This window comes from Gimesia sp. (assembly GCF_048260065.1).
Classification (GTDB): Bacteria; Planctomycetota; Planctomycetia; order Planctomycetales; family Planctomycetaceae; genus Gimesia.
Window position 1 is genome coordinate 100,827 of the sequence record NZ_JBLXHC010000018.1, and the last position, 20,480, is coordinate 121,306.

Annotated in this window: 19 protein-coding genes; 5 read left to right on the forward strand and 14 right to left on the reverse strand. The window is 53.0% G+C overall.

Going from position 1 to position 20,480, the window contains the following annotated elements; all coding sequences use genetic code 11:
- Positions 1–7: 7 nt before the first annotated feature.
- The 9 genes from ACN0YN_RS26015 to ACN0YN_RS26055 all read right to left on the reverse strand — a co-directional run bounded on the left by ACN0YN_RS26015 (position 8) and on the right by ACN0YN_RS26055 (position 10,387).
- A complete protein-coding gene (locus ACN0YN_RS26015; protein ID WP_417387950.1) occupies positions 8–400 on the reverse strand; it encodes a hypothetical protein in 393 nt (130 codons plus the stop codon).
- A gap of 135 nt (positions 401–535) precedes the next feature.
- Positions 536–2,935 carry a DUF4159 domain-containing protein gene (locus ACN0YN_RS26020; RefSeq protein ID WP_417387951.1) on the reverse strand — a complete coding sequence of 800 codons (2,400 nt, stop codon included), beginning with the start codon at positions 2,933–2,935 and terminating at the stop codon, positions 536–538.
- Between the two features lie 288 nt (positions 2,936–3,223).
- Positions 3,224–4,024 (reverse strand): DUF4198 domain-containing protein, encoded by an 801-nt coding sequence (locus tag ACN0YN_RS26025; RefSeq protein WP_417387952.1) that lies wholly within the window; start codon positions 4,022–4,024, stop codon positions 3,224–3,226.
- A 65-nt stretch (positions 4,025–4,089) separates the two neighbouring features.
- On the reverse strand, positions 4,090–5,088 hold the full coding sequence (locus ACN0YN_RS26030; RefSeq protein ID WP_417387953.1) for a DUF1559 domain-containing protein: 999 nt from the start codon (positions 5,086–5,088) through the stop codon (positions 4,090–4,092).
- Between the two features lie 80 nt (positions 5,089–5,168).
- A complete protein-coding gene (locus tag ACN0YN_RS26035) occupies positions 5,169–5,654 on the reverse strand; it encodes a hypothetical protein (RefSeq protein WP_417387954.1) in 486 nt (161 codons plus the stop codon).
- 199 nt (positions 5,655–5,853) lie between these two features.
- Positions 5,854–6,264, reverse strand: coding sequence for a carboxypeptidase regulatory-like domain-containing protein (locus tag ACN0YN_RS26040; RefSeq protein ID WP_417387955.1), 411 nt, complete (start codon positions 6,262–6,264; stop codon positions 5,854–5,856).
- A 204-nt stretch (positions 6,265–6,468) separates the two neighbouring features.
- Positions 6,469–7,407: a DUF1559 domain-containing protein gene (locus ACN0YN_RS26045; protein ID WP_417387956.1), complete on the reverse strand. Its 939-nt coding sequence runs from the start codon at positions 7,405–7,407 to the stop codon at positions 6,469–6,471.
- 251 nt (positions 7,408–7,658) lie between these two features.
- Positions 7,659–9,041, reverse strand: a complete 1,383-nt coding sequence (locus ACN0YN_RS26050) for a tetratricopeptide repeat protein (protein WP_417387957.1) — start codon at positions 9,039–9,041, stop codon at positions 7,659–7,661.
- On the reverse strand, positions 9,038–10,387 hold the full coding sequence (locus ACN0YN_RS26055; protein ID WP_417387958.1) for an FG-GAP repeat domain-containing protein: 1,350 nt from the start codon (positions 10,385–10,387) through the stop codon (positions 9,038–9,040). Before ACN0YN_RS26055 ends, ACN0YN_RS26050 begins: the two co-directional genes overlap by 4 nt.
- 368 nt (positions 10,388–10,755) lie before the next feature.
- On the opposite strand from ACN0YN_RS26055, the gene ACN0YN_RS26060 reads away from it, so the two are divergent.
- The 4 genes from ACN0YN_RS26060 (at position 10,756) to ACN0YN_RS26075 (ending at position 14,744) form a co-directional block, all read left to right on the forward strand.
- Entirely contained in the window at positions 10,756–11,460 is a 705-nt protein-coding gene (locus ACN0YN_RS26060) for a hypothetical protein (RefSeq protein ID WP_417387959.1), read from the forward strand.
- Positions 11,461–11,554: 94 nt separating this feature from the next.
- Complete coding sequence (locus ACN0YN_RS26065; protein ID WP_417387960.1) at positions 11,555–12,511, forward strand: DUF1559 domain-containing protein; 957 nt, start codon at positions 11,555–11,557, stop codon at positions 12,509–12,511.
- A gap of 28 nt (positions 12,512–12,539) precedes the next feature.
- The gene (locus tag ACN0YN_RS26070) at positions 12,540–13,631 is read left to right on the forward strand and encodes a DUF1559 domain-containing protein (RefSeq protein WP_417387961.1); all 1,092 of its coding nucleotides are present in this window, start codon (positions 12,540–12,542) and stop codon (positions 13,629–13,631) included.
- Between the two features lie 24 nt (positions 13,632–13,655).
- Complete coding sequence (locus ACN0YN_RS26075) at positions 13,656–14,744, forward strand: DUF1559 domain-containing protein (protein ID WP_417387962.1); 1,089 nt, start codon at positions 13,656–13,658, stop codon at positions 14,742–14,744.
- Here ACN0YN_RS26075 and ACN0YN_RS26080 read toward each other — a convergent pair.
- On the reverse strand, positions 14,741–15,259 hold the full coding sequence (locus ACN0YN_RS26080) for an SRPBCC family protein (RefSeq protein ID WP_417387963.1): 519 nt from the start codon (positions 15,257–15,259) through the stop codon (positions 14,741–14,743). The two genes, ACN0YN_RS26075 and ACN0YN_RS26080, sit on opposite strands and share 4 nt — an antisense overlap.
- A gap of 166 nt (positions 15,260–15,425) precedes the next feature.
- Between ACN0YN_RS26080 and ACN0YN_RS26085 the strand changes: the two genes are divergently transcribed.
- Entirely contained in the window at positions 15,426–16,199 is a 774-nt protein-coding gene (locus ACN0YN_RS26085; RefSeq protein WP_417387964.1) for an SDR family NAD(P)-dependent oxidoreductase, read from the forward strand.
- Here the strand turns inward: ACN0YN_RS26085 and ACN0YN_RS26090 are convergent.
- The 4 genes from ACN0YN_RS26090 to ACN0YN_RS26105 are packed head-to-tail and all read right to left on the reverse strand — an operon-like array spanning position 16,196 to position 20,339.
- Positions 16,196–16,903, reverse strand: a complete 708-nt coding sequence (locus ACN0YN_RS26090) for a class I SAM-dependent methyltransferase (protein WP_417387965.1) — start codon at positions 16,901–16,903, stop codon at positions 16,196–16,198. The two genes, ACN0YN_RS26085 and ACN0YN_RS26090, sit on opposite strands and share 4 nt — an antisense overlap.
- An 8-nt stretch (positions 16,904–16,911) precedes the next feature.
- Entirely contained in the window at positions 16,912–17,259 is a 348-nt protein-coding gene (locus ACN0YN_RS26095) for a hypothetical protein (RefSeq protein ID WP_417387966.1), read from the reverse strand.
- Entirely contained in the window at positions 17,234–17,683 is a 450-nt protein-coding gene (locus ACN0YN_RS26100; RefSeq protein ID WP_417387967.1) for a hypothetical protein, read from the reverse strand. The genes ACN0YN_RS26095 and ACN0YN_RS26100 overlap by 26 nt, the downstream gene beginning before the upstream one ends.
- Before the next feature lie 25 nt (positions 17,684–17,708).
- The gene (locus tag ACN0YN_RS26105; RefSeq protein WP_417387968.1) at positions 17,709–20,339 is read right to left on the reverse strand and encodes a tetratricopeptide repeat protein; all 2,631 of its coding nucleotides are present in this window, start codon (positions 20,337–20,339) and stop codon (positions 17,709–17,711) included.
- Between the last annotated feature and the right edge of the window lie 141 nt (positions 20,340–20,480).

Sequence of the window (20,480 nt, forward strand, 5' to 3'; positions counted from 1 at the left end):
ATCGCATTCAGAGCAGATCGGCAAATCGCAGGGCATGCAGGAACGCCATTGAGGCGGCGAAGTTGGTGGCATAAACGAGAAAACAGAGCCACGACTCTCCCATCGGGTATTGATGCGAGCCAAACAGCAGCAGAAATACAACACCAAAACAGACCGAAATCACCGGCACCAGGGAGAGAAACTGCACCCAGTAATACATGGCGTTTCTCTCATGCAGGTAAGTCGTGAGAGGCTGAAAGCCAATGTGTACCAGGCAGAACAGGATGACGGTAAACAGACACTGTGCGTAAATCACCAGTCGTAACTGGGTATCGGGCCGCGCAAAAAATGCCTTCGTGGCTCTGACAGCAATTGGCAGATCGACGTCAAAAAAACGCCTGCGTGTTAAATTCGTCTGCATGTAATGATCCTGTTGAAGTACTGCCCACATCTATCACATTTTAACATTGGAACCTGGCGTATTCCAACATCAATTATTCCACGATCGTGAGACACTTACTCTACCAGTTGCTTAATTCGTGTTTGTAAATTTGGATTAATGCAATAGAGAATACCAGACGATATTCAGGCCCAGGCGGATCGCGTCTGTTTCGGTGTAGCCTGCGCAGGTGATTTTATCGCCGTGCTCGATGGCGCAGCTCAGATCAAAGGGACTGTAGAGGATCACATAGCGGTCGTTAACCTTGATGCCTTCGATGACGGGCGCTTTCAGTTCGATGCGTTCCCCGGCCGCGCGGGTTTCCAGGTCGACTGGTTTCCGGAAATGCACCTGCCGCAGATCGTAGCCTGTCTTCGTTGAAAAGAGTTCGTGGTCAGCGGGAATCTGTTCCAGTTGTTGAGTCGGGAACAGCTGTGCTGCCAGGCGGCGAAAGCTCGCATCAAATTCTTCAGCACCGCAGCAGGCATCCGCGAACAGCACGCCCCCCTGCAGCAGGTGTTTTTTTAAAGCACGTTGATCTTCCGGGCTGAGAACAAATCCAGCGCGACCATGCAGATACAGTAACGGATGTTTGAACAGCCGGGGATCGGAAAGCGGAACGCTGCTGGGGTTCGTCGCGAACTGGCCGCCGGAAACCTGATTCATGGCGCGCAGCAGTTTTCGCAACGCATGCGGCGCGGCGTCCCATTCGGTAGAAGCGCGAATTTTCGCAATATTCAACAGCCGATGCTCAACCCGTTCTGTGGTCGATGCGGTTTCTGCTGTCTTCTCCGGGCCCAGCTCCTTGACCAGTACGCGTCCTGCTGTCAGCGCCGCGACATTCACTCCCACGTGCAGCGCACGGGTTATGCTGGCATCCAGTTCCGGTGCACGGTCGGGCAGAGTCAGCGGCGACCATTTATCCCACAGGCAACTCAGATCTTCGGGTGAATACAGAATGGAAGTGCGGCAGCCGGTCTCGGCTCCCCATAACTCCACCAGTGGAGCTCCCGTTTTCAGGTCCAGTAACCGGAATTCACTGCGGTAGACCGGATGAGTTCGCTCCAGCTGACGAAGTTTGCCTTCTTCTGCCGGATACAGTTTCGAAATCAACTGTTGCATGGCTGCATCAGGAGACGCACTTTGACAGCCGCCCAGTGCAAACAGGCAACCGCCATCCTGCAGATATGTTTTCAACAGAGTGATCTGCTCAGGTGTGAAACGGTCTGCATCGGCGACGTCCAGGATGAGCAGCGGACATTGATTGAGGTCATCGGCGTCGGCTCGATTCATGTTGACGGACTGCCAGGTAAGTTGTCGCGGCCAGTCTGGTAGTCGGCTGGTATAACGTGCCAGATGCCAGACATCCTGCGGCGTATAGTCAATCGAATCCCGGGCTGCATCGGGGTTGCCTTTCCACTTAAGCTTGCCGGCTAAGATCGGCGTCAGTCCCCGGGAGAGAAAGTGTAACGCATAGTCGGTCGCGAGAATCGGACAATCTTCCAGCAGAGCTGGTGCGCCGACCCAGGCGCCGGTAATCGGATTCTGATGCGCGATCAGGTACTGCGCCCCTTCGCGATACCAGTCGAACTGTTTGCCGGACTGACTGGTGAAATAACGCCGTCCCGTCAGACGGCCGACACGCTCCAGACAATACAGATAATAGAGGTAACCGACCGATCCATCTGAACCGGCATCGGTGCTCGGGTTGTGTGTGACTGTGAAGTGATTGCCCAGCCAGCGACAACCGGCTGCGATCGCTGCATCTTCGAACGCTTCGCCGCAACAGCGGGGTGTACCATCTGCGTTTCGCTCGATCCGCTGACTGCGCAGCAGGTTTTCTGTTGTGACGAGGTAGGCAATTCCCGCCGCCGTAATGCCACCGCGGCTGAATCCGGTTCCCTGTGATCCCCAGCCCCCGTCCCGGTTCTGTCGGCCCAGCCAGTGGGTACGTGCCCGTTGCCAGGTCTCGGTTTGAACGGGCACTCCCTGTTGTGCCACTTCGTAGAGACCTAATGCCGCGAAATGGGCATAGTTGGGCACATCGCGACCGCCGAAGCTCCAGGCACCGTCATTGGAACCCTCAGTTTTCCCTGCTTCCAGCTTCTGCGTCAAACGGTTCATCAACGGAAGGTCGCGTTCCGCATCGCGGGCCGCCGCCAGCGCTTCCAGCATCAGTGAAATTTCGTGTGTTTTGACAGGATCCTGTTTGCGGAGCCAGGTGAATCCCTTTTGGATTTCTTCATCGTCCTTCGTCATGCCGGCATGGAGCAGGGTATGCAGTGTGAAGCTGGTCAGGACGACCGTCTGATCGGGATGGCCGGCCAGTTGCCAGGTCCCGTCGGGCTGCTGCTGTTTCAGGAGAAAGTGTGTTGCCTTTTCAATCGAAGACAGTACATCCGCGCGTGTGATGTACTCCGCCTGTAATGCAGGGGGGAATGCGAAGATTCCCGCCGCCACAGTCCAGCAGAACAGTACGCCGTAAAAGATTCGTACTGGCGGTCTTCGATCATACATGCTCACACCATTTCAGAATGCTGTTGTAGTGAATGCGATCCACGCCGGCATTCACCCCTTTGTCAGCCTGTTCAGTCAGTCGAGAAGAGCCGCATCGTATTAGGCCCATCCAATTGCGTCAATGTGCGTTTAATCCAGGCAGATGCCGTGAAACGCACTCTTAATAAGTGATGAGTCTCGTTGACTTTATTGTTTATTAAAATAGTCAGATCGAATAAAAAAACACGGCGGGAATGATTCTATTTCCCGCCGCGTCTACTGAAGACACTTCAAAACGAAAGTATGACATCAGTCTCCACAGCAGGGGCAGACTTCCGGTACAAACACCGTCAAGGTCGCCGCGTAGGCGGTCTCCTGGTAGTCGGCAGATGATTCGTCTTCTGCCAGGTGATGCACGACGATCAGAAACTGATTGCCTGTCTTTGGTGTGAATGAGGCGAGACCGGAGGCATCGGTCTTGCGTTCATATCGTTCATCGAATCCTTCTTTCAGAGTTTCTCCCTGGGGAACGAAAGAGACGACCGTATTCGCCAGTGGTTTGCCTTTGAAATCCACGCGGACTTTCAGCGGTTTACCCGGGCCCATCGGCGTCACGGGATTTTCTACCGGCACCAGTTCCAGCGGATGTCCCAGTGCCCGGTCAAACCCTGGGTTTTCTAACGGGGTCTGATCCAGTTTGGCACTGACGACAAAACAGGTCTTCGCACTTTTAATTGCCCGGACCGGTTTTCCATGATTGACCACACGATCGAGTGAATGCGCCACCGTGTAGAGGCCCGGCTTGACAGGCACGAACTTGCCTCGCCAGTAACCTTCCTTGGGAGCGTAGCCGGTATCCGTCAGTTCGCTGATCAGATCGTAGGTTTTTCCAGCCGGATCGATGACGTTCAGACTGCAGCCTTCCAGATCGATCTTGCTGGCGATTTTAAAATCACGGTGGTGATTCCCATGATTTCCCAGTTTCAGGTTGATATAAACCGCGTCCCGGGATCGGATCAGGTTTGTGTTCGTTTCCACCCAAGTATCATGGGCGGCTGCGGAGGAGACTGTCAGACAGACGGTCAGCAGAGAGTAGAAAAATGTTTTCATGTTAGCTTCCTCGAAGAAACGTCATCCGGGCCAACCCAAGGTCGACCCGGATGAACTGAGACTGTTTAATATTCGCCAATCACTTCGCCGCCGGCTCGGGTTGCCAGGGCGCGCCAGAGATCCGTGTTGATGTTCTCGCCGACAAATCGACAGCTGCCATCCACCAGCGTGACGTGCACGCCGCCCACATGAGCACTACGGGCACTGACGAGCGCAAAGTTGTGATAACCGTTCTGGCAGTCGGGGTTCGACGAGTTCGGCCCGTACCAGTGGTTATACATCGTGTCTGCCAGGTGACCGTTCACCCATTTAGCACCCCGTTGACCGGACCAGGCGGGAGCGGCAGCGGCAGTACAGGCGGCGGGAGTGGTCTGTGTTCCCGCTGAGAGTTCCACTACGCGGAAGCGATAATTACCGGTGGGAGGTGCACTGTTTTGTCCGTCTCCCAGCAGTTGTTCGCCAAACGCGACCGTGTTACTGGTGCCGTCGGTTACATCGCGGAACCGGATCTGGGACTGTGAAAAGACCACTCCGTCTGCATTGCTGATGGAACCATCATCGGTTGTTCCAGAGCCATTCAACCCTGAGCCGGCACAGGCGGGATAGCTGATGCCGGAATAATCTGAGCCGGGAACGGCATCTTTATCACTGGGGCAGACCATCAGAGGCAGTCGCACGCGTGCTGCAGTGTCGTTATTGCCGACCTGCGTGGCATCAAAGCTTCCGGAGTTGAAAGCATTGAGTGGTGGCACATCGTAATTAAACTGATTCTGCAGGTTCGCCTGGTCCACAAACGGAAGCAGGTGCGCATGGGCCGACCAGACATAAGGGTAGCCCAGACCGCCGGGGGGAAAGACACGGTGTGTCGATTCATAATTATGCAGCGCCAGTCCCAGTTGCTTGAGATTGTTTTTGCACTGGCTCCGTCGGGCTGCTTCGCGTGCCTGTTGAACGGCGGGCAGCAGTAAGGCAATCAGAATGGCGATGATGGCAATCACCACCAGCAGTTCGATCAAGGTGAAGCCGCGCACACGTTTTGCGCAGCACTCATAAGCTGGTTTCATTTTGAAACTCCTGAAAATAAATGAAATTGTGCGCAGGCTGACTTCAGGGTCAGTCTGCAGAATGCATCTGGTTTAAAAACTCAGAGGCTACACAACTCCGGAGGCGGAGTTTCAGGCAAGAGGTGATGTTCGGGAAGAACATCTGCCATCAGGGCAACGAAGAATTCGACGGGAGCCGAACTCAGAACCAGGATAGGGTGGGCGGGGAGACGAGGATCGTCATTGACCAGTGTGCCTGCTGTTGGACCATGACCACACCCACAGGCGGAGATCAGAATCGATGATGAGGTGTCATCGCATCCCTGTTTCTGCTTCCCGGCACAACAGGATTTTGTCTGCTTCCGGAGACAACAGGACCGGGTTTGCCCTTTAGATTGGGGCGAAGCTTTCGCACGGGAACAGCAACAGCCTCCCGAACTTTGAAGTTCATCACCACACTGACAACCTGCTTGAGGCGTTCCCAGTGGTTCCAGTGGAAATCCGACCGATGTCGTAAAAAAACAGAAAAGCGTCACCAGACCGGTCACAGACCGATGGCGGCAAAACTGTTTTAAATGTGAAAACATTGGCGGGAACATGTAAGCGAGCTCTAAAGGAAGCACACAGAGGCTTTTCGGCTGAGCCGAAAACAGTCAAAGTTCCCTGATTATACGGATAGTACTGGCGGGTACGCCACTGTTTTCAGTAGAAATACAGCGTTTGCCACATGAAAAAGCAGAAAAGGGCCAGCTATCAAACTGAGCAGCTGACCCTTTTTAGTGAGAATTACTTCGTCAGATCGAAGTCGATAGTGTTATCGCCTTCTGTGACATCTGCTTCCAGTGTTGTTTTTTTGTTGTATTTATCGGGAACCGTTTCGCTCCCCTGGTTACCGAAGGGATCGGCATCTTCATCGAGCGTTGAAATTTTAACGGAATGTTTTCCGAGCACAGCTCCCATTTCATTCCGGATAAAAACCAGTTCGTATTTACCTTCTTCATCCGTTTTTGCTGCAGAGGCGCGGCCTGAAGTGGGATAAAAACGGATAAACGCACCAGCCAGAGGAGCCCCGTCCATCGTCACCGTACCACTGACGGGTGCCAGTTTGGGTTGATCATCGGGAGCACCACCACAAGCGGTCAGCATGAGTGAAAGCGTAAGACAGAACATGAAAGTAATGCAGCGTCGAGTCATCATATCTGTATGTTTCTTGAATAATGAATGATTTGAAAGAATCAGCTGACCTGTCCGGAAACGACAGCAGCAGAGTGGTCATCAACGAATTGAAATCCACAACAACCTGATGAAAGGCTGTTGTGGATTGGGGATTCATTTATACCCGCGGTTGTTTTCGTAGTGCATCGGAGAGGATCCCGATCACTTGAATACAGGGGTTTGATTTTAGAATTCGCCCAGTACTTTGCCGTCGTTTTCATCGTTCAACCACTTGTAAGTGTTGACGTCGATGTTTTCGGAAAGGAAGCGGACAGAACCATCGGCAAGCAGCACATGCACGCCTCCCACATGCATACTGGAAAGTGCAAAGCGGTCTGCAACTGTTCTTGCACCACCGTTGATGAAGTCATCGGGAACATTGTAGCCGATGAAGTAGACGTCTTCGGCCTGCAGTCCGCGTTCCCAGCCCCAGGCTGCGGTACGGGCACCAATCCAGAGTTTGCCGGTGAATTCATCACAGGGAGAACCGCCACAACTGCCGGTCGTTCCGGATTCATCCCCGGTACGCACTTCGCCAACCAGGATGGTGTTGGTGGTTCCATCGGTGATGTCACGCATTCTCAGCGCTTTGTTGACGCCCAGTACAATGCGTTCGGTGGCGTAGTTGGATTTACCGAAGCCCCCCTTGTCCGTATTGATACCACCCATGGGATCAGAAGGACAATTGAAAATGGGAATGATCGTTTTGGCTGCAGGAATCGAAGTCGTGCCCGTATATCCAATCTGCCAGTTCATCGTGAAGTTACTGGTTTCGGTACCGATCTGATTGTAAAGGTTGGCCTGATCAATGTAAGGCAGAATCATCGTCGCCCAGCCTAACCCGTTTTTGTTGGCGGCTTCGGAAGCGTCAGCTAAAGTCTGGTCGCCATCAATCCAGCCGGGAGGGAAGGCACGGGCGGTATCGTGATAATTATGAAAGGCCACGCCGATCTGTTTCAGGCTGTTTTTACAGGTGCTGCGTCGGGCGGCTTCTCGTGCCTGTTGAACGGCTGGTAGCAGTAAGGCGATCAGAATCGCGATGATGGCAATCACCACCAGGAGTTCGATCAAAGTAAAGCCTCGAAACAGCTTCCTTACATTACAGCGCATACTCGTCTTCATCATTACGTCATCCTGGATAAATAATAAGTAAATATTCTTAATGGAAATGGATCAACGAACGCTTCTTTAATAAATAATAGTATCTAATGTAAAAATTAACTTTCAATAAGAAAATTAACTTATGATTCTATTTCGTACTGAATACGGGAAACTGAGAGGGGATTTAATCATAAAGCCAGTGTTAATATGGCCATATGTCGTCAGGATGACGTAGTCTGTGCGTCGCTTCAGATGATTTGAGTACGATGCAAAGCTCAGGAGGCAGGTTGTTCTTCTGCCAGTTTCTGACGTGCCCGACCATGCAGGGGCGCCCGTTTGAGGCATTCCTGGAAATCTGAAATGGAGGCTTTTGCCTCCCTTCTGGCTTCCTGGATGAGTCCGCGTTCGTACCAGCTCTGGGGATCATGGGGATTGATTTTCAGAGCGAGTTCGATCTTGTTGAGTGCTTCAGTCAGCTCGTTGGCCCGGAAATAATCCATCGCTTCCAGACGATAGGCGAGCGCCTGTTCGAGCTGGCTTTCCTCAGATTTTCCTGCCTGCTGCAGGATGTTTGCCAGACGCTGATGCAGGTCTGCTGCTTTCGACATGGTTCCGGCACGTCGGCCCAGTATCGCCGCCTGATTCCAGTCCCCCAAAATCCCGGTCGCTTCTGCCTGATACATCAGAACGTCCGCGTTGCTGATCCCCATGTTGTTCAACAGCTGGACTGTTTCCAGCATTTTGCGAGGCTGTTTCTGCTGGTGTTGCACTTCCAGTAACCGCATCAGAAAAATCTGGCGGTGCGTTGACGGGTAACCTTCCAGAAGTTCGATCAGCTTGACGAGTTCCGCTTCTAACGCGGGAAGCGAACCGTTACGAATTTTCTGGTTAAATTCTTCCACTCGCTGGTCAATGCCGTACTGTAAACGGAAGGGTTCAATGAAATTCGAGCCCGGATGCAGGGGAATCGTATGCTGTGCGCGCTCCAGCCGTTGCGCTGTCTGCTCTGCCTGTTTCAGATCGCCGATCTGTTGATAAGCACGCAGTTGCAGTTCCAGGAATTTCAATGAACCGGGCACCTGCTGCAGCGATTCATTAATCACCTTCGATGCTTCATCTGCCCGATCGGTTCTGATCAACAGTTTGGACAGTTGATAACGGGCCGGTAAAAAGCCCAGGTTCTGACGAAACAGTTTTTCTGCCTCATCCATGTTTTCTTCGCGGAGTGCATTCCTGCCAATTTCATACAGGGCCTGCATCTGTTCCCGTTTAGCTTCACGTGAAAAGTCGGGACTGTCATTCAGTTCGTGGTAGATTTCACTGCTCTCTGCTGTTCGCCCCGTTCGTTCCAGGCAATAGGCGATGCGACTTTCCGCCAGTCTGCTTTCGGGCATCAGTTCTACAACCTGTCGAAAACAGAGTTCCGCATGACTGTAATATCCCTGGCCCAGCAACGCTTCTCCCAGCCGCATCCAGTCGTATGCGTTATTCGTTTGTGCGACCTGTTCCACGAGCGGCTGGATGTCTTCTGCAAATAAAGGATTCATCAGCGACTGCTCGGGCAGCACGGGTTCGGGGCGGCTTGCCCGTTGTACGAACAGGTAGCCACACGCGACCAGTTCTAATATCAGAACTATAGCGATCACTCGCACGATCATGGCGAAGCTCCTTTCTTCGCTCGTTGAAACCAGTACGGAACCGCCTGGATACGATTAAAGGGTTTTCGCATGTTGAGCGAGCCGGCAGCAATATCCGGTAAATGATCCTGATTCAAATCTCCTACTGCGACCGTCACCAGGTGAATCGGCTGGTTATCGATCTGCCAGGTTGTGAAGTTCTGCTGACCGTCGTTCTCCAGCCAGACCAGGCTGGCATGCGCGGGCGAATACCAGTCGTTGGTCATGCTCGCCAGTACGATGTCCAGATCGTTATCCCCGTCCATATCGGCGACGGCACCAGCATAGGTGCCCCCCAGATCAGAGATTCGATGCTCTTCGAAGATCCAGTCACCCTTGTTTTCAAACCACAGGCAGCCATGATAAGGCTGTGGATAAGCGTCGAAGTCTTCGAGATTGTCGCCGGCGGGCAGGATCAGATCTTCATCGCCATCCTGATCCAGGTCGGCATGAATCAGGCCGGCACTCCCCAGATCCATATTCGGCGTCAGCCAGAGAGGTCGTGTTTTGAATTTGCCACCGCCCAGATTTTCAAAGCCGACCAGTTCTTCTTCTTCCTGGGAAATGATCGTGGCGATATCCAGATCGCCATCCCCATCATAGTCGGCTACGGGAACATGGATCGCGCCGGGTGCGTTATACAGGTGATGATCCAGGAACTGAAATTCGCCACGGTTTTCCAGCCAGAGGACTTCACCCCGATTGTAGCCAAACACGGCGACCGCCAGATCGAGGTCGCCGTCACCATCGAAGTCGCCAGGTTGCACGTCCGCCACGCGCCGTACGTCATCCAGCAGCACATGCCTCACAAAACCATCAGCCGTCTGCTCATACAGTTCGACCCGACCGACGACCCCATCGTCTGGCTGGATATTTCCCAGCACAGAAACCACGATATCCAGATCGCCGTCAGCGTCGATATCAACGGGTGTTGCATGCGCGGGTGCAGCGACATCCGCAATCAGAATCTGATCGTGCGCGCCTCCCTGGTCATCAAGCGTACGCAACACGACCCGATTATTCCCCGCGTCACAGTAAAGGATGTCGTTTTTGCCGTCGCCGTTAAAATCCAGAATTTGTACGTTCGTGATCAGAGGCAGTTCCACTCCTGTCTGCAGCGCACCCTGGCGTTCAAACAGCAGCTCTGTCGCCGGATACGAAGTGCCTCCGGAATAGAGTTCGCGTAAACGCCCCAGCGCGGGAACGGAGGGCAGCAGAAACCAGGTCGCCAGCGGAAGCAGAATGACCGCGACGAGTAGAATGATCGTCAGCCACGGCGTTTGAGCGGGGAGAGGTTCGTTCGTTTGAGGACTTTCAGTGGACGACATCGCAGGTGAGCACTCCCAGTGGTGGGCAGGTATCAAAATAGAAATTCATCCCGGCAGGACAACGGTATTCATGAAACACACAGTGTTCCGGTTTCGCGCAGTTCAGCGCGGCTTCCGCAGCCTACACTCGACCCACACAGCGCTTTGACTTAAGAGACTCTCCGGAGAGCAGGGGAGTAGTCTTGTCTTCAATCGTATAACTCGCTGGAAATCGTGTCAACTACCGGCTGAACGCGCGCGGGGCTCTATGCAGGGAAACTTGTCCCTGAATCATCCCGACAGCAGACAGAATAAACTCGCGTATCACGTGAACTAGTGTATGATAAAGGTTGATGTTTTTCCTTTACGCTACTGCGGAGTCGTTCGTTATGCCGGTTCGAATTATCCTGATCTGCACATTGATTCTCTGTTCATGCAGCAGCGTGGCAGAGGCGGGTATGCCGAGTGCGTCCATTGACCTGTCGGAAATCGCACAGTTGCGACTGCAGTCGATCTCATTTTTTCTGTTGCTGTTTCTGCTGAGTGCCTGGGGGTTGAAAAAACTCTGGAACATGCTGGCCCGTGATTTCCCGAAACTGCCAGTCATCACCTTTAAGGCAGCACTCGCGGGGACGTTTCTCTGGGGACTGATGTTCCTGTTTGTGCTGACGATGATCTCCGGTGCGCGGGAGCTGCTGACACCCGGTGCCTGGGAAAAGGATGGCCGCACCTATCGACTGACAGACAGTGAATCGGAACAGGAAACCCAGGCAGCCAAAGAAACGCTGCTTAAAGAGCGTCGTTCGAAACTGGCCGAACTGCGAACGGCTCTGTTCATGCACGTGGCCACTCATGACGGCAACTACCCTGCGAAAATGGAAGATGCCTCTTTCGCTGACGAATTCTGGATTCAGCCCGGTGATTTGAATGCGCGGTATGGTTATGTGCCCGGCGAAAAGAAAAGCGACAAGGTTCGGCCGCTCGCATTTGAGCAGGCGATCTATGGAGACGATCAGCAGTTGATCCTGTTTACCGATGGTGCAATCAAACAGATTTCGCCTGCCGAAGCACGGGAGACGCTCAGTGGAAAGTGAAACGGTAGAACCGAAAAAGAAAAAACGCGGCTTATTCGCATTATTATTTGTGAGCTGCTTCCTGTTTGCTTTTTTGCTTAGTTGTGGGGGAATTATGTTTCCCCTGCAGAGTCTGTTTTATCTGGTTGCCGGCTGGATCCTGTTTATACGTCGTAATCTACCACAAGTGACTGTACCCGTTTCCGGACTGGTGACAGCTCTGGTCGTTGTTGTGTTTATGGGGCTGCTGATTCAACTGCTGGGGCGCGTTCTCTGGCGACGTCTGCAACAACAAAATTCCATTGCCACTTCGAGCCAGTGGAAGTGGCGCTGGACGTTCGCTTTGATTGTCTTCCTGGTGATCTCCTTTACCGGCGGCTTTGCCGTGGTGGGTATGGCACATCAGGGGCTCTGGCTGTTTTCCGGTCAAAAAAGAGTGGATTACAATATTTCAACGATATCGAAACGCAGCATGTCGAAGAACAACCTCAAGCAGATTGGTCTGGCACTCTACGGTTATCATGAAGTCACCCATGTCCTGCCGAGTGGGGGTTTCTTTAACGGTGCCGGGGAGCCGCAGCATGGCTGGGTGGCACAACTGCTGCCTTACCTGGATCAGCAGGCTTTGTATCAGACAATCGATTTTCATGAGCCTTGGAGTGCAGACATCAACCGGGAACCTTATCAGACGAAACTTCCCTTCCTGCTCAACCCGGGTATCAGACGACTGGAACAACACACAGGCTACCAGCCTGCCGACTATGCGGCCAATAATCAGATCTTCAATGTGAATACGAGCATGAAACTGAGGGATATTAAAGATGGAACTTCCGATACCATTCTGGCCGGTGAAGTCAGTACGGGGATCAAAGCCTGGGGTGATCCTACGAATTTTCGTGATCCCCAATTGGGAATCAATGCCAGCCCGAATGGCTTCGGCAGCCCTTTTCCAGGGGGAGCCCATATTCTGCTCGGGGATGGTAGCGTCAGGTTCATAACCGATAATATCGACCCGCAGATTCTGAAAGCACTTAGTACACCCAATGGCGGCGATATAGTGAGTCAGGATTGAATGTCTCAGATATCAGTCAGGTAAGACTATGGACACAGAGAATGATACTGGAACAAAGGCTTCACCCTACTGGACAGGGTGGATTGTTTCGCTGGGATTCATTCTGGGCTTTGTCACATTATGTATGGGGCTCACGTTTCCAGTGCATGCCCTGTTTCTCTTGCTGACCGGCTGGACTTCTCAAGCGATGCAGCTGGTAAATGAAGGGAGTGCTTCATTACCCGAACTCGTATCCAGTCTGTTGCTGATCGCGGTGATTGCCGTCCTGCTGCATTTCGCGTTACGAGTTCTGTTCCGGCGATACACAAAGCAGTCGGAAGACATGTCGAAAACATGGGGCTGGCAGAGGCGCTGGTCACTTTCACTCGTCGTCATTCTCGCATTGCTGGTGGTGTCTGGCATCTGTGTGCTCGGTATCTCGCACCAGACGTGGCAGCTGGCCACCAGCGATGAACCGCTCCTTTTCAAGTCCGGGTTTACTGCAGCCAGGCGCAGTGCTTCCAAAAATAATTTAAAGCAGATTGGTCTGGCGTTTCATAATTATCACGATGCGTTTGACCGGCTCCCGGTTGGCGGTGACTTCAACAGGATCGGGGAGCCACAGCACAGCTGGGTAACGCATCTGCTCCCCTATCTGGATCAGGGGTCCCTGTACAACCAGATTGATTTCAGTCAGCCCTGGAAGGCAGAAGTGAATCGCAGTCCATTTGAGACCAGAGTCTATGTCATGGAAAATCTGGGAGTAATACATCGGTTCGAGAATGGAAAAAGGAGAGCAGAAAATCAAAAAGGATATCAGCCATCACATTACGCGGCTAATAATCAGATCCTCAATGTGAATACGGGCATGAAACTGAGGGATATTAAAGATGGGGCTTCCGATACCATTCTGGCTGGTGAAGTCAGTACGGGGATCAAAGCCTGGGGCGATCCCACGAACTTTCGTAATCCCCAATTGGGAATCAACGCCAGCCCGAACGGCTTCGGCGGTCCTTATCAGTGGGGAGCCCATTTTCTGCTGGTCGACGGTAGTGTCAGGTTCATTTCCGATGATATCGACCCGCAGATTTTGAAAGCACTGGCGACACCCAATGGCGGAGAGACCGTCGGCGAATATTAAATGCCGGGAAACGGACAGGAAACAATGATGGAGACGGATGAAAAGAAAGAAGAAGCGAATGGCGTTCAGATCTGGCTGGCGATCAGCGTGCCCGTTTTGCAGCTGGCGTTAGTTTTAATCCTCGTGGGATGGATCTTTATGTTTCGCTTTGTGTTTCTGTTGTGCGTGGGCTGGGCGCCTTATCTGGCACGGACATTCTCGCGCCTGACGATTTCACCTTCCCTGACACTCATGTTTCTGTCCACGCTGTTGCTGTTTGCCGTCGGTTTTCATCTCTGCTGCCGCCGTATCAAACGCCGGTCCTCTACTGAACCAGCGGAAGTCATACCGTGGCAGAAACGCTGGAGTCTTTCGCTGGTGACCATGTTTCTGCTGCTGGCAGTCAGTGGCATCTGTGTGATCAGCGTGACACATCAATTGTTCTGGATGGCAACGACACAAGATAAGATCATTCAAGAAGTATACATGGGAAACGCGCGCCAGGCCGCCCGGCGGGCAACCTCCAAAAACAATCTCAAGCAGATTGGGCTGGCGATGCACAACTATCATGATACCTATAGCCAGTTTCCCGTTGGCGGCACCTTCGATAATGCAGGGCAGCCACAACACAGCTGGGTCACGCAGCTGTTACCTTATCTGGATCAGAAAACTCTGTATGAGCAGATTGACTTCGATCAGCCCTGGACCGCCGCCGATAACAGAGAGCCGTTCGAAACCAATTTCATTGTGCTGCAAAGTCCGGGGATGCCTTATGATTTTACCAAAGAAGAGGGGGAGGCGACAGGATACAAACCCGCGCACTATGCTGCCAACAGTCGCGTCTTATCCGCGAACTCAAGCATGGATCTACGTAACATAAAAGATGGCAGTTCCAATACGATTCTGGCAGGCGAAGTCAGATCGGGCATCAAAGCCTGGGGTGACCCCACCAACTTTCGCGATCCGACGGAGGGTATCAATCGCAATCCGCGCGGCCTGGGCAGTATGTTTAAAGGGGGAGCCCACGTATTGCTGGGGGATGGCTCGGTGCGATTTCTTTCCGAAGACATCGATCCCAGTGTCTTAAAAGCGATCAGCACACCCAACGGCGGCGAACCGGTGGGGGAGTTTTAACGTGCGACTCTTTCTCTGGAGACCGGTTTGAACGCACGCAGTTGTTCGCAGCGATAGCGGAAGATACGTGTGACGTCTTTCTGTACGAACAGTCGATTGACGAGTGCCCCTCCCCTGACTGCATAGTGAACCTCGTCTGTGACCCGGGTGCCAGCTTCGCATTCAGTAAAAGTATGCTCGTGCCTCCAGAGTCGGTAGGGTCCTTTCAGCTGGCAATCCACAAAGCGGAACGGCGGTTCCCAGTCACGGATTTCGGTTCTCCAGTTGATGGGAATTCCGTGCAGCTTGAGTCGATAATCGATGAGTGTTCCCTCACGCATTTCGATGGGAGAAGGCGTGATGATTTCAAAATTCAACCAGGGGGGTGTGAGTGCTTCGAGGTTCTCCGGTTCTGCAAAAAACGCGAATACCTCTTCCAGCGAATACGGTATTACGGTTTCCGAATGCAGACGATACGTTCCGTCAGGCAGGCGTTCCAGCTGTATGGCTTCTTCCGGGAGTTGAGTTGTCGACATCTGTCTTTCCAGGTTGAAAATTAAAAAGTGATGGTTGAAATCATCAGGTTCACGACTAAAAACGATCAGAGTTCACCCGGTTTAGATCCGTAGGATTATGGTCTGGCGGTGTGAAATGGGAAGGATGATTTTCAACAGATTTCGAGATTGGACAGGGTGAAGTCAGATGAATGATACTGCTGCCGGGGTGCAAGCGTGCAAACTGGTGATCCTGGGAGCTACCGGCGCGGTTGGTTCTTCCTTGAGCCGTCGTCTCAAAGGGGCAGGGCATGACGTGTTTCTGGCGGGTCGCAATCCACAGGTCTTGCGCGATTTGTCTGAAGAGCTGGCCGCGCCGGCTTTGGGGCTGGATATCCTGGAGGCAGGTTCGATTGAACGTACGCTTCAGTCAGCCTGTGAGACTTTTGATCGCATTGATGGCGTGGTCAACTGCATCGGATCGGTGTTGTTGAAGCCGGCTCATCTGACTTCAGATGAAGAATGGTCCGAAGTGCTGGCCGTCAATCTGACATCAGCGTTTGAGACGGTTCGCAGTGCTGCGAAGGTGATGGGGAGGCACGGAGGATCGGTGGTTCTGGTTTCCTCTGCTGCAGCGCGAGTGGGGCTGGCGAATCATGAAGCGATTGCGGCTGCGAAAGCAGGCGTAATCGGCCTGACACTATCGGCGGCTGCTTCTTATGCCGGGCGCGGAATTCGGGTGAATGCGGTGGCCCCCGGTCTCGTGAAATCGAATATGACTCGCTCTCTCTGGGAGTCTGCAGCAGCCGAGTCGATGTCCAGCAGCATGCATGCCTTGAACCGCCTGGGGGAACCGGATCAGGTGGCATCGATGATCGAATGGCTGTTGCAGCCGGCGAATGACTGGGTCACCGGTCAGGTATTCGGTGTGGACGGCGGACTGGCGACCATCATTCCCCGCACGCGTCAGAAAAGCGGTTAAAGGTTTTCCTGACAGTCCGGTAATTCATAAATCGAATTGACGGCCGGCTGACCTGTGAAATTGGGACCGGCCTGATCCGAGGCACCGAGATAGCGACAGGGGAACTTGATCGTTTGAAAACCGCGACAGGTCAGGAGATGTCTGCGTGGATTGAAATCCAGTTGGTATCGTCGCAGGTATTCGCGTTTCTCGCGTGCACTCCAGTTGTTGGTGCTGCTCTGCAGATTATCCAGATCCAGATGGGCGATGAAGGCCCCGTCGGGTTTTAACCAGCTGGCTGCGTCAGCGATCAACTTCAGTTTGTCACCAACGTAATGCAGACCATGCACGCAGGTAATCAGGTCGTATGTAAGGCTGGTGGTCCAGTCATGCAGTGAGGCTGTTTCCAGTTGCAGTGTAGAGGTCGCATTCGTGACAGGCTGAAACAGATCGACGAGATCAATGCCTCGGATCTGAATGGACTGCTGTTGCGCGCGAAAATATTCATCCGCCTGAATCAGAGCACGGCCTGATCCACAGCACAAATCAAGCCAGCGGACATTGGAATTTGTCTCGGTCCGCGCCATCAGGAATTCGAGGGGGTTGAATTTCAGGTCGGCGGTATAACTGTTCGTCCCTGTGATTTCCCGCTCGCGATTCATGCGACAGTTCGCCGCCACATCCGACCATTCCAGCTCTGAGTTCGTCAGGAGAGGGTATTTCATTTCGTCTCTCATCTGTCGGTCACCTGGACTTCAACTGATTTCGCGACCACCGTGAGGACTTTACTGTCGTTATAGTCTAAAAAGACATATTCCTGATAAGGATGTGATGCCGGGATGCTTTCATACATGGTTTCGAGCGCGGAGATCAGGAAATCTGTCTGGCTGGTTTCCCTGCAAACATTTGCAATCTCCCCGATCCCCTGATCGAGCAACTGGATTACATCCTGAAAGACCAGCTCAATTTTCTTTTGATTCCAGGCTCTCACGATCACCTTCAGCTGGGAATGCGTTTTGAGGTAGTGGTCCAGTTCCGCATCTGCAAAGCCGACGTCACTGGGCAGAGGTTCCAGGCTCATTCGCTATTTCCTGTCGCTGAAGATTCGATGCAGATAATAGCGAGAGCGAAAAAACAGTCTGCGATAAAACATCCATAATAAGCCATAATAAGCCATATTCCAGCAGCCCCAGCAGACCGCCGATTCCGCTCACGATCAGGCCGTGAGACAGGGAGAGCGTCATCAGGTGTGTTTCAATCAAGCTGCCGATTCCAAAGCCAACAGCCAGACATAGCAGTAATGTGGCTATAAATAACAGGTATTGCTTTGCTGACAATAGTTTTCCCCCGACCGGTACAAACAGGACGAGAGCGATGGCATTACTGATGCCTGATCCTTTGCCGTCAGCAACTCTCAGACAATCGATGTACCACATCAATAACAGAGTGATCATGCCGGTACAGAAGAAGAAATGTTTTTTAAAGAGTGGGTCTACCTGATACATGATTCACCGAATGAGCAGGAAACGGTTACTTTTGAATGCGTTGCTGCAGTTCCTGGAAACGTTGTTTTAATTCGTCATTACCCAGATCGGGGTAGAGTAGGATCGTTACGCCGAGCAGTTTTCTGGCTTCGGCTTCATCACCGGAATCGAAGGTTGTCTCAACGATGTGCAGGCGGGCATCGAGCCAGGGAATGCTGCCTGGTTTTTCTGCTGATTCCAGTTGCCGCCATTTTTGTGCCGCTTCCCGCAGACAGGCTTTTGTGCCACAGTGCTCCAGCAGCTGCGCGACCTGTTTAATGAGTGCCGTGTTCCGGGGTGCCTGTTTTAACAGTTCCTGGTAATACTCCAGCGCGCGAATGTGCTGGTTCGTCGCCAGATACGCTTCGGCCAGGCAGAGGTCCAGTTGCTGCCTTTGTCGGGGATTCAGTTCATCGCGGCGACTGATCAGTTTCTCAGCTGATTTCAACTGCAGTAGTCCCAGTTCGTAGCGAGTTTTTGCAGACAGATCCAGGTTGATCTGGGAGACACCATTCAGTACCGCCAGCAGTTCGTTTGTTCCCGCGTTCTCCAGGTTCTCGACCAGCGCGCGGGCCGCAGTCGGATTACCTTGTCCGGCCAGGGTAATGATTTCCAGACGTCGTGCCTGATTGGCGATTTCATTCCAGCGTTCGATCACCTTTGCTGTCTGGGCGACGCTGGCTGCTGCATGTTCATTATTGCGTTTGAGTTCTGTGATACTGCGCGATGCCGTGCTGATGATTAGTTCCAGCAGTCGATTGGCCTTTGTGTAGCCAGGGGGCGAGTCATTCAGATAAATGCGCGTGAGTCGTAAGGCGATGTCTGCCTGCGACTGCAGGATCAGCGGGTCAGATTCAGCAGGGAAGTTGACCAGATATTTTTCCAGGACATCAATGGCTTCCTGCCGCCAGGCACTGGTCGGTTTGCTAAGAGAAGTGAGTCGTTGCAGGATCTGCTCGTAGCAGCGGGCGATTCCCAGATGGGCGTCAGCCGCCCGGGGATGATCGGCGGGCACTTCTGCATAGAGCACGAGTGCTTTGGAATACTGCAACCGGGCTTCTTCCAGCCGCGCCAGCATCCAGCCTGCTTCATAATCGCTTTTGCTGTCGGGGAACTGTTTCTGTACTTCTTCCAGCGCGGCGGTGTAGGCCAGCCTGCGCGATTTGGTGCGGCTTTGTGTATAGAGCTGTCCCAGGCACCAGGCAGCCAGCAGGCCAGCGTCCGCAGCACGGGGTGCGGTGCTGTATTTTCGTGAGAGTGACTGAAACTGTTCAGCCGCTTCTTTGTATTGTTTTGCCTGCATCTGCAGTGATGCACTGGTGAAGGCGAGTTCAAATGCCAGATCGCCTTTTCCTTCCGCGGTGGCCTGCTCTGCCGTTTTCGTATAAGCTTCGATGGCCTGTTCGATCTTGCCTTGCGAGTAGAGGAGTTGCGCCTGCTTCAGACTTTGAGAAAGCTGACTGCCGTACTGATCGACCTGATGCTGCTGATCGACGAGCATCCAGGCCCGCTGTGACCAGTAGCCGGGTTGTATCTGTCTGAGAATGCGCGACCGCGTTTCAACCTGCTGCCAGATTTCTTCCGCCAGCGCTTCCTGTTTTTTCTCGAGAGCAATTTTTCGCAGTTGAATTAGTGCCGTGATTTCCAGGTAGCCCAGTTCGCTGGAAACGCTACCATGTTCCTGTCGATACTGAATGATCTGAGAAGCGACCTGCTGTGCTTTCCCCTCCTGCAGCGAAATACGCATCGATTCCACGAATAGCGGTTCATTCAGATAGGCGGGCGGTTTTTCTTTGAGGAGTGCCTGAATGCCCCGTGCCGCGCCGGCAGAATCCCCGCTGATCCGTTCGCATTGAATCAACGCGAGTTTGCTGAGCCAGGTCAGCTGCAGTGTGGTTGCTCTGCGGGACAACGGTTCCAGCCATTTCTCTGCCGCATCCAGAGCGGCTTTCTGTTGCGGGCTGTTTACTTCATACAGGTCTCCGAGTTTCATTCCCGTCAATGCGATCAACAGTTGAAAGTCGAGCAGGGTATCGCGAATGGTGGCTGTCTTGAGAACCGTAAATTTTTTGAATGCCCCCGATTTTTTCAGCAGCTGGCTTAAGCGGGTGTCTGCCTGGTTCAGCACTGAGACTGCCTGGGAAAGTTGTGTAATGGCCGTCTGTCTGAGTGACTGGTTTTGCGGATCGGCTTTGACCTGCCAGTACAGGATTTCCGCTTTGAACGCGGCAATGCGTGCCCGCTCGGCTTCGAAGACCGTTGTATCAGACCAGTCGGAATATTTCCGGGAGAATTCCGTGAGCGTCTCTTCAGCCCGTTTCCAGAGCTCTTCCTGCTCCTGTCCCTGGGTCGCCATGGCATGTGCCGCCAGGGTACGTATCAGTTCCAGCGTGTAGCGTGCCCGTTCGTTGTCAGTAATGCGAGGCTGTTCCAGCCGGTTTAAACAATAGCCTTCAGCAATGCCGAACAGATGCCTCTGTCGCAGACCCTCAAAGTAAGACCCCGTCGGGTCGTCGGCTGAACTGATGGCTGGCGAGCAGAATAAGACAAGCAGTAAGCAGACGCGCAGCCACCAGGCAGATCGTCTGTTCGCGATCACTGTGAGGGAACCGTCGGGTTGTGGAGAACGACGTATCATGAATACAAAACGAGAGGCTGAATGAAACGGGAATGTCAGTGACAGCATTAAAATACAGGCTGCTGCATTGTGTCATCATACACATTTATGCACAGAGCAGACAGACCTGATTTCGTGTCTCAGCCCCTGATTTGGGGAGAA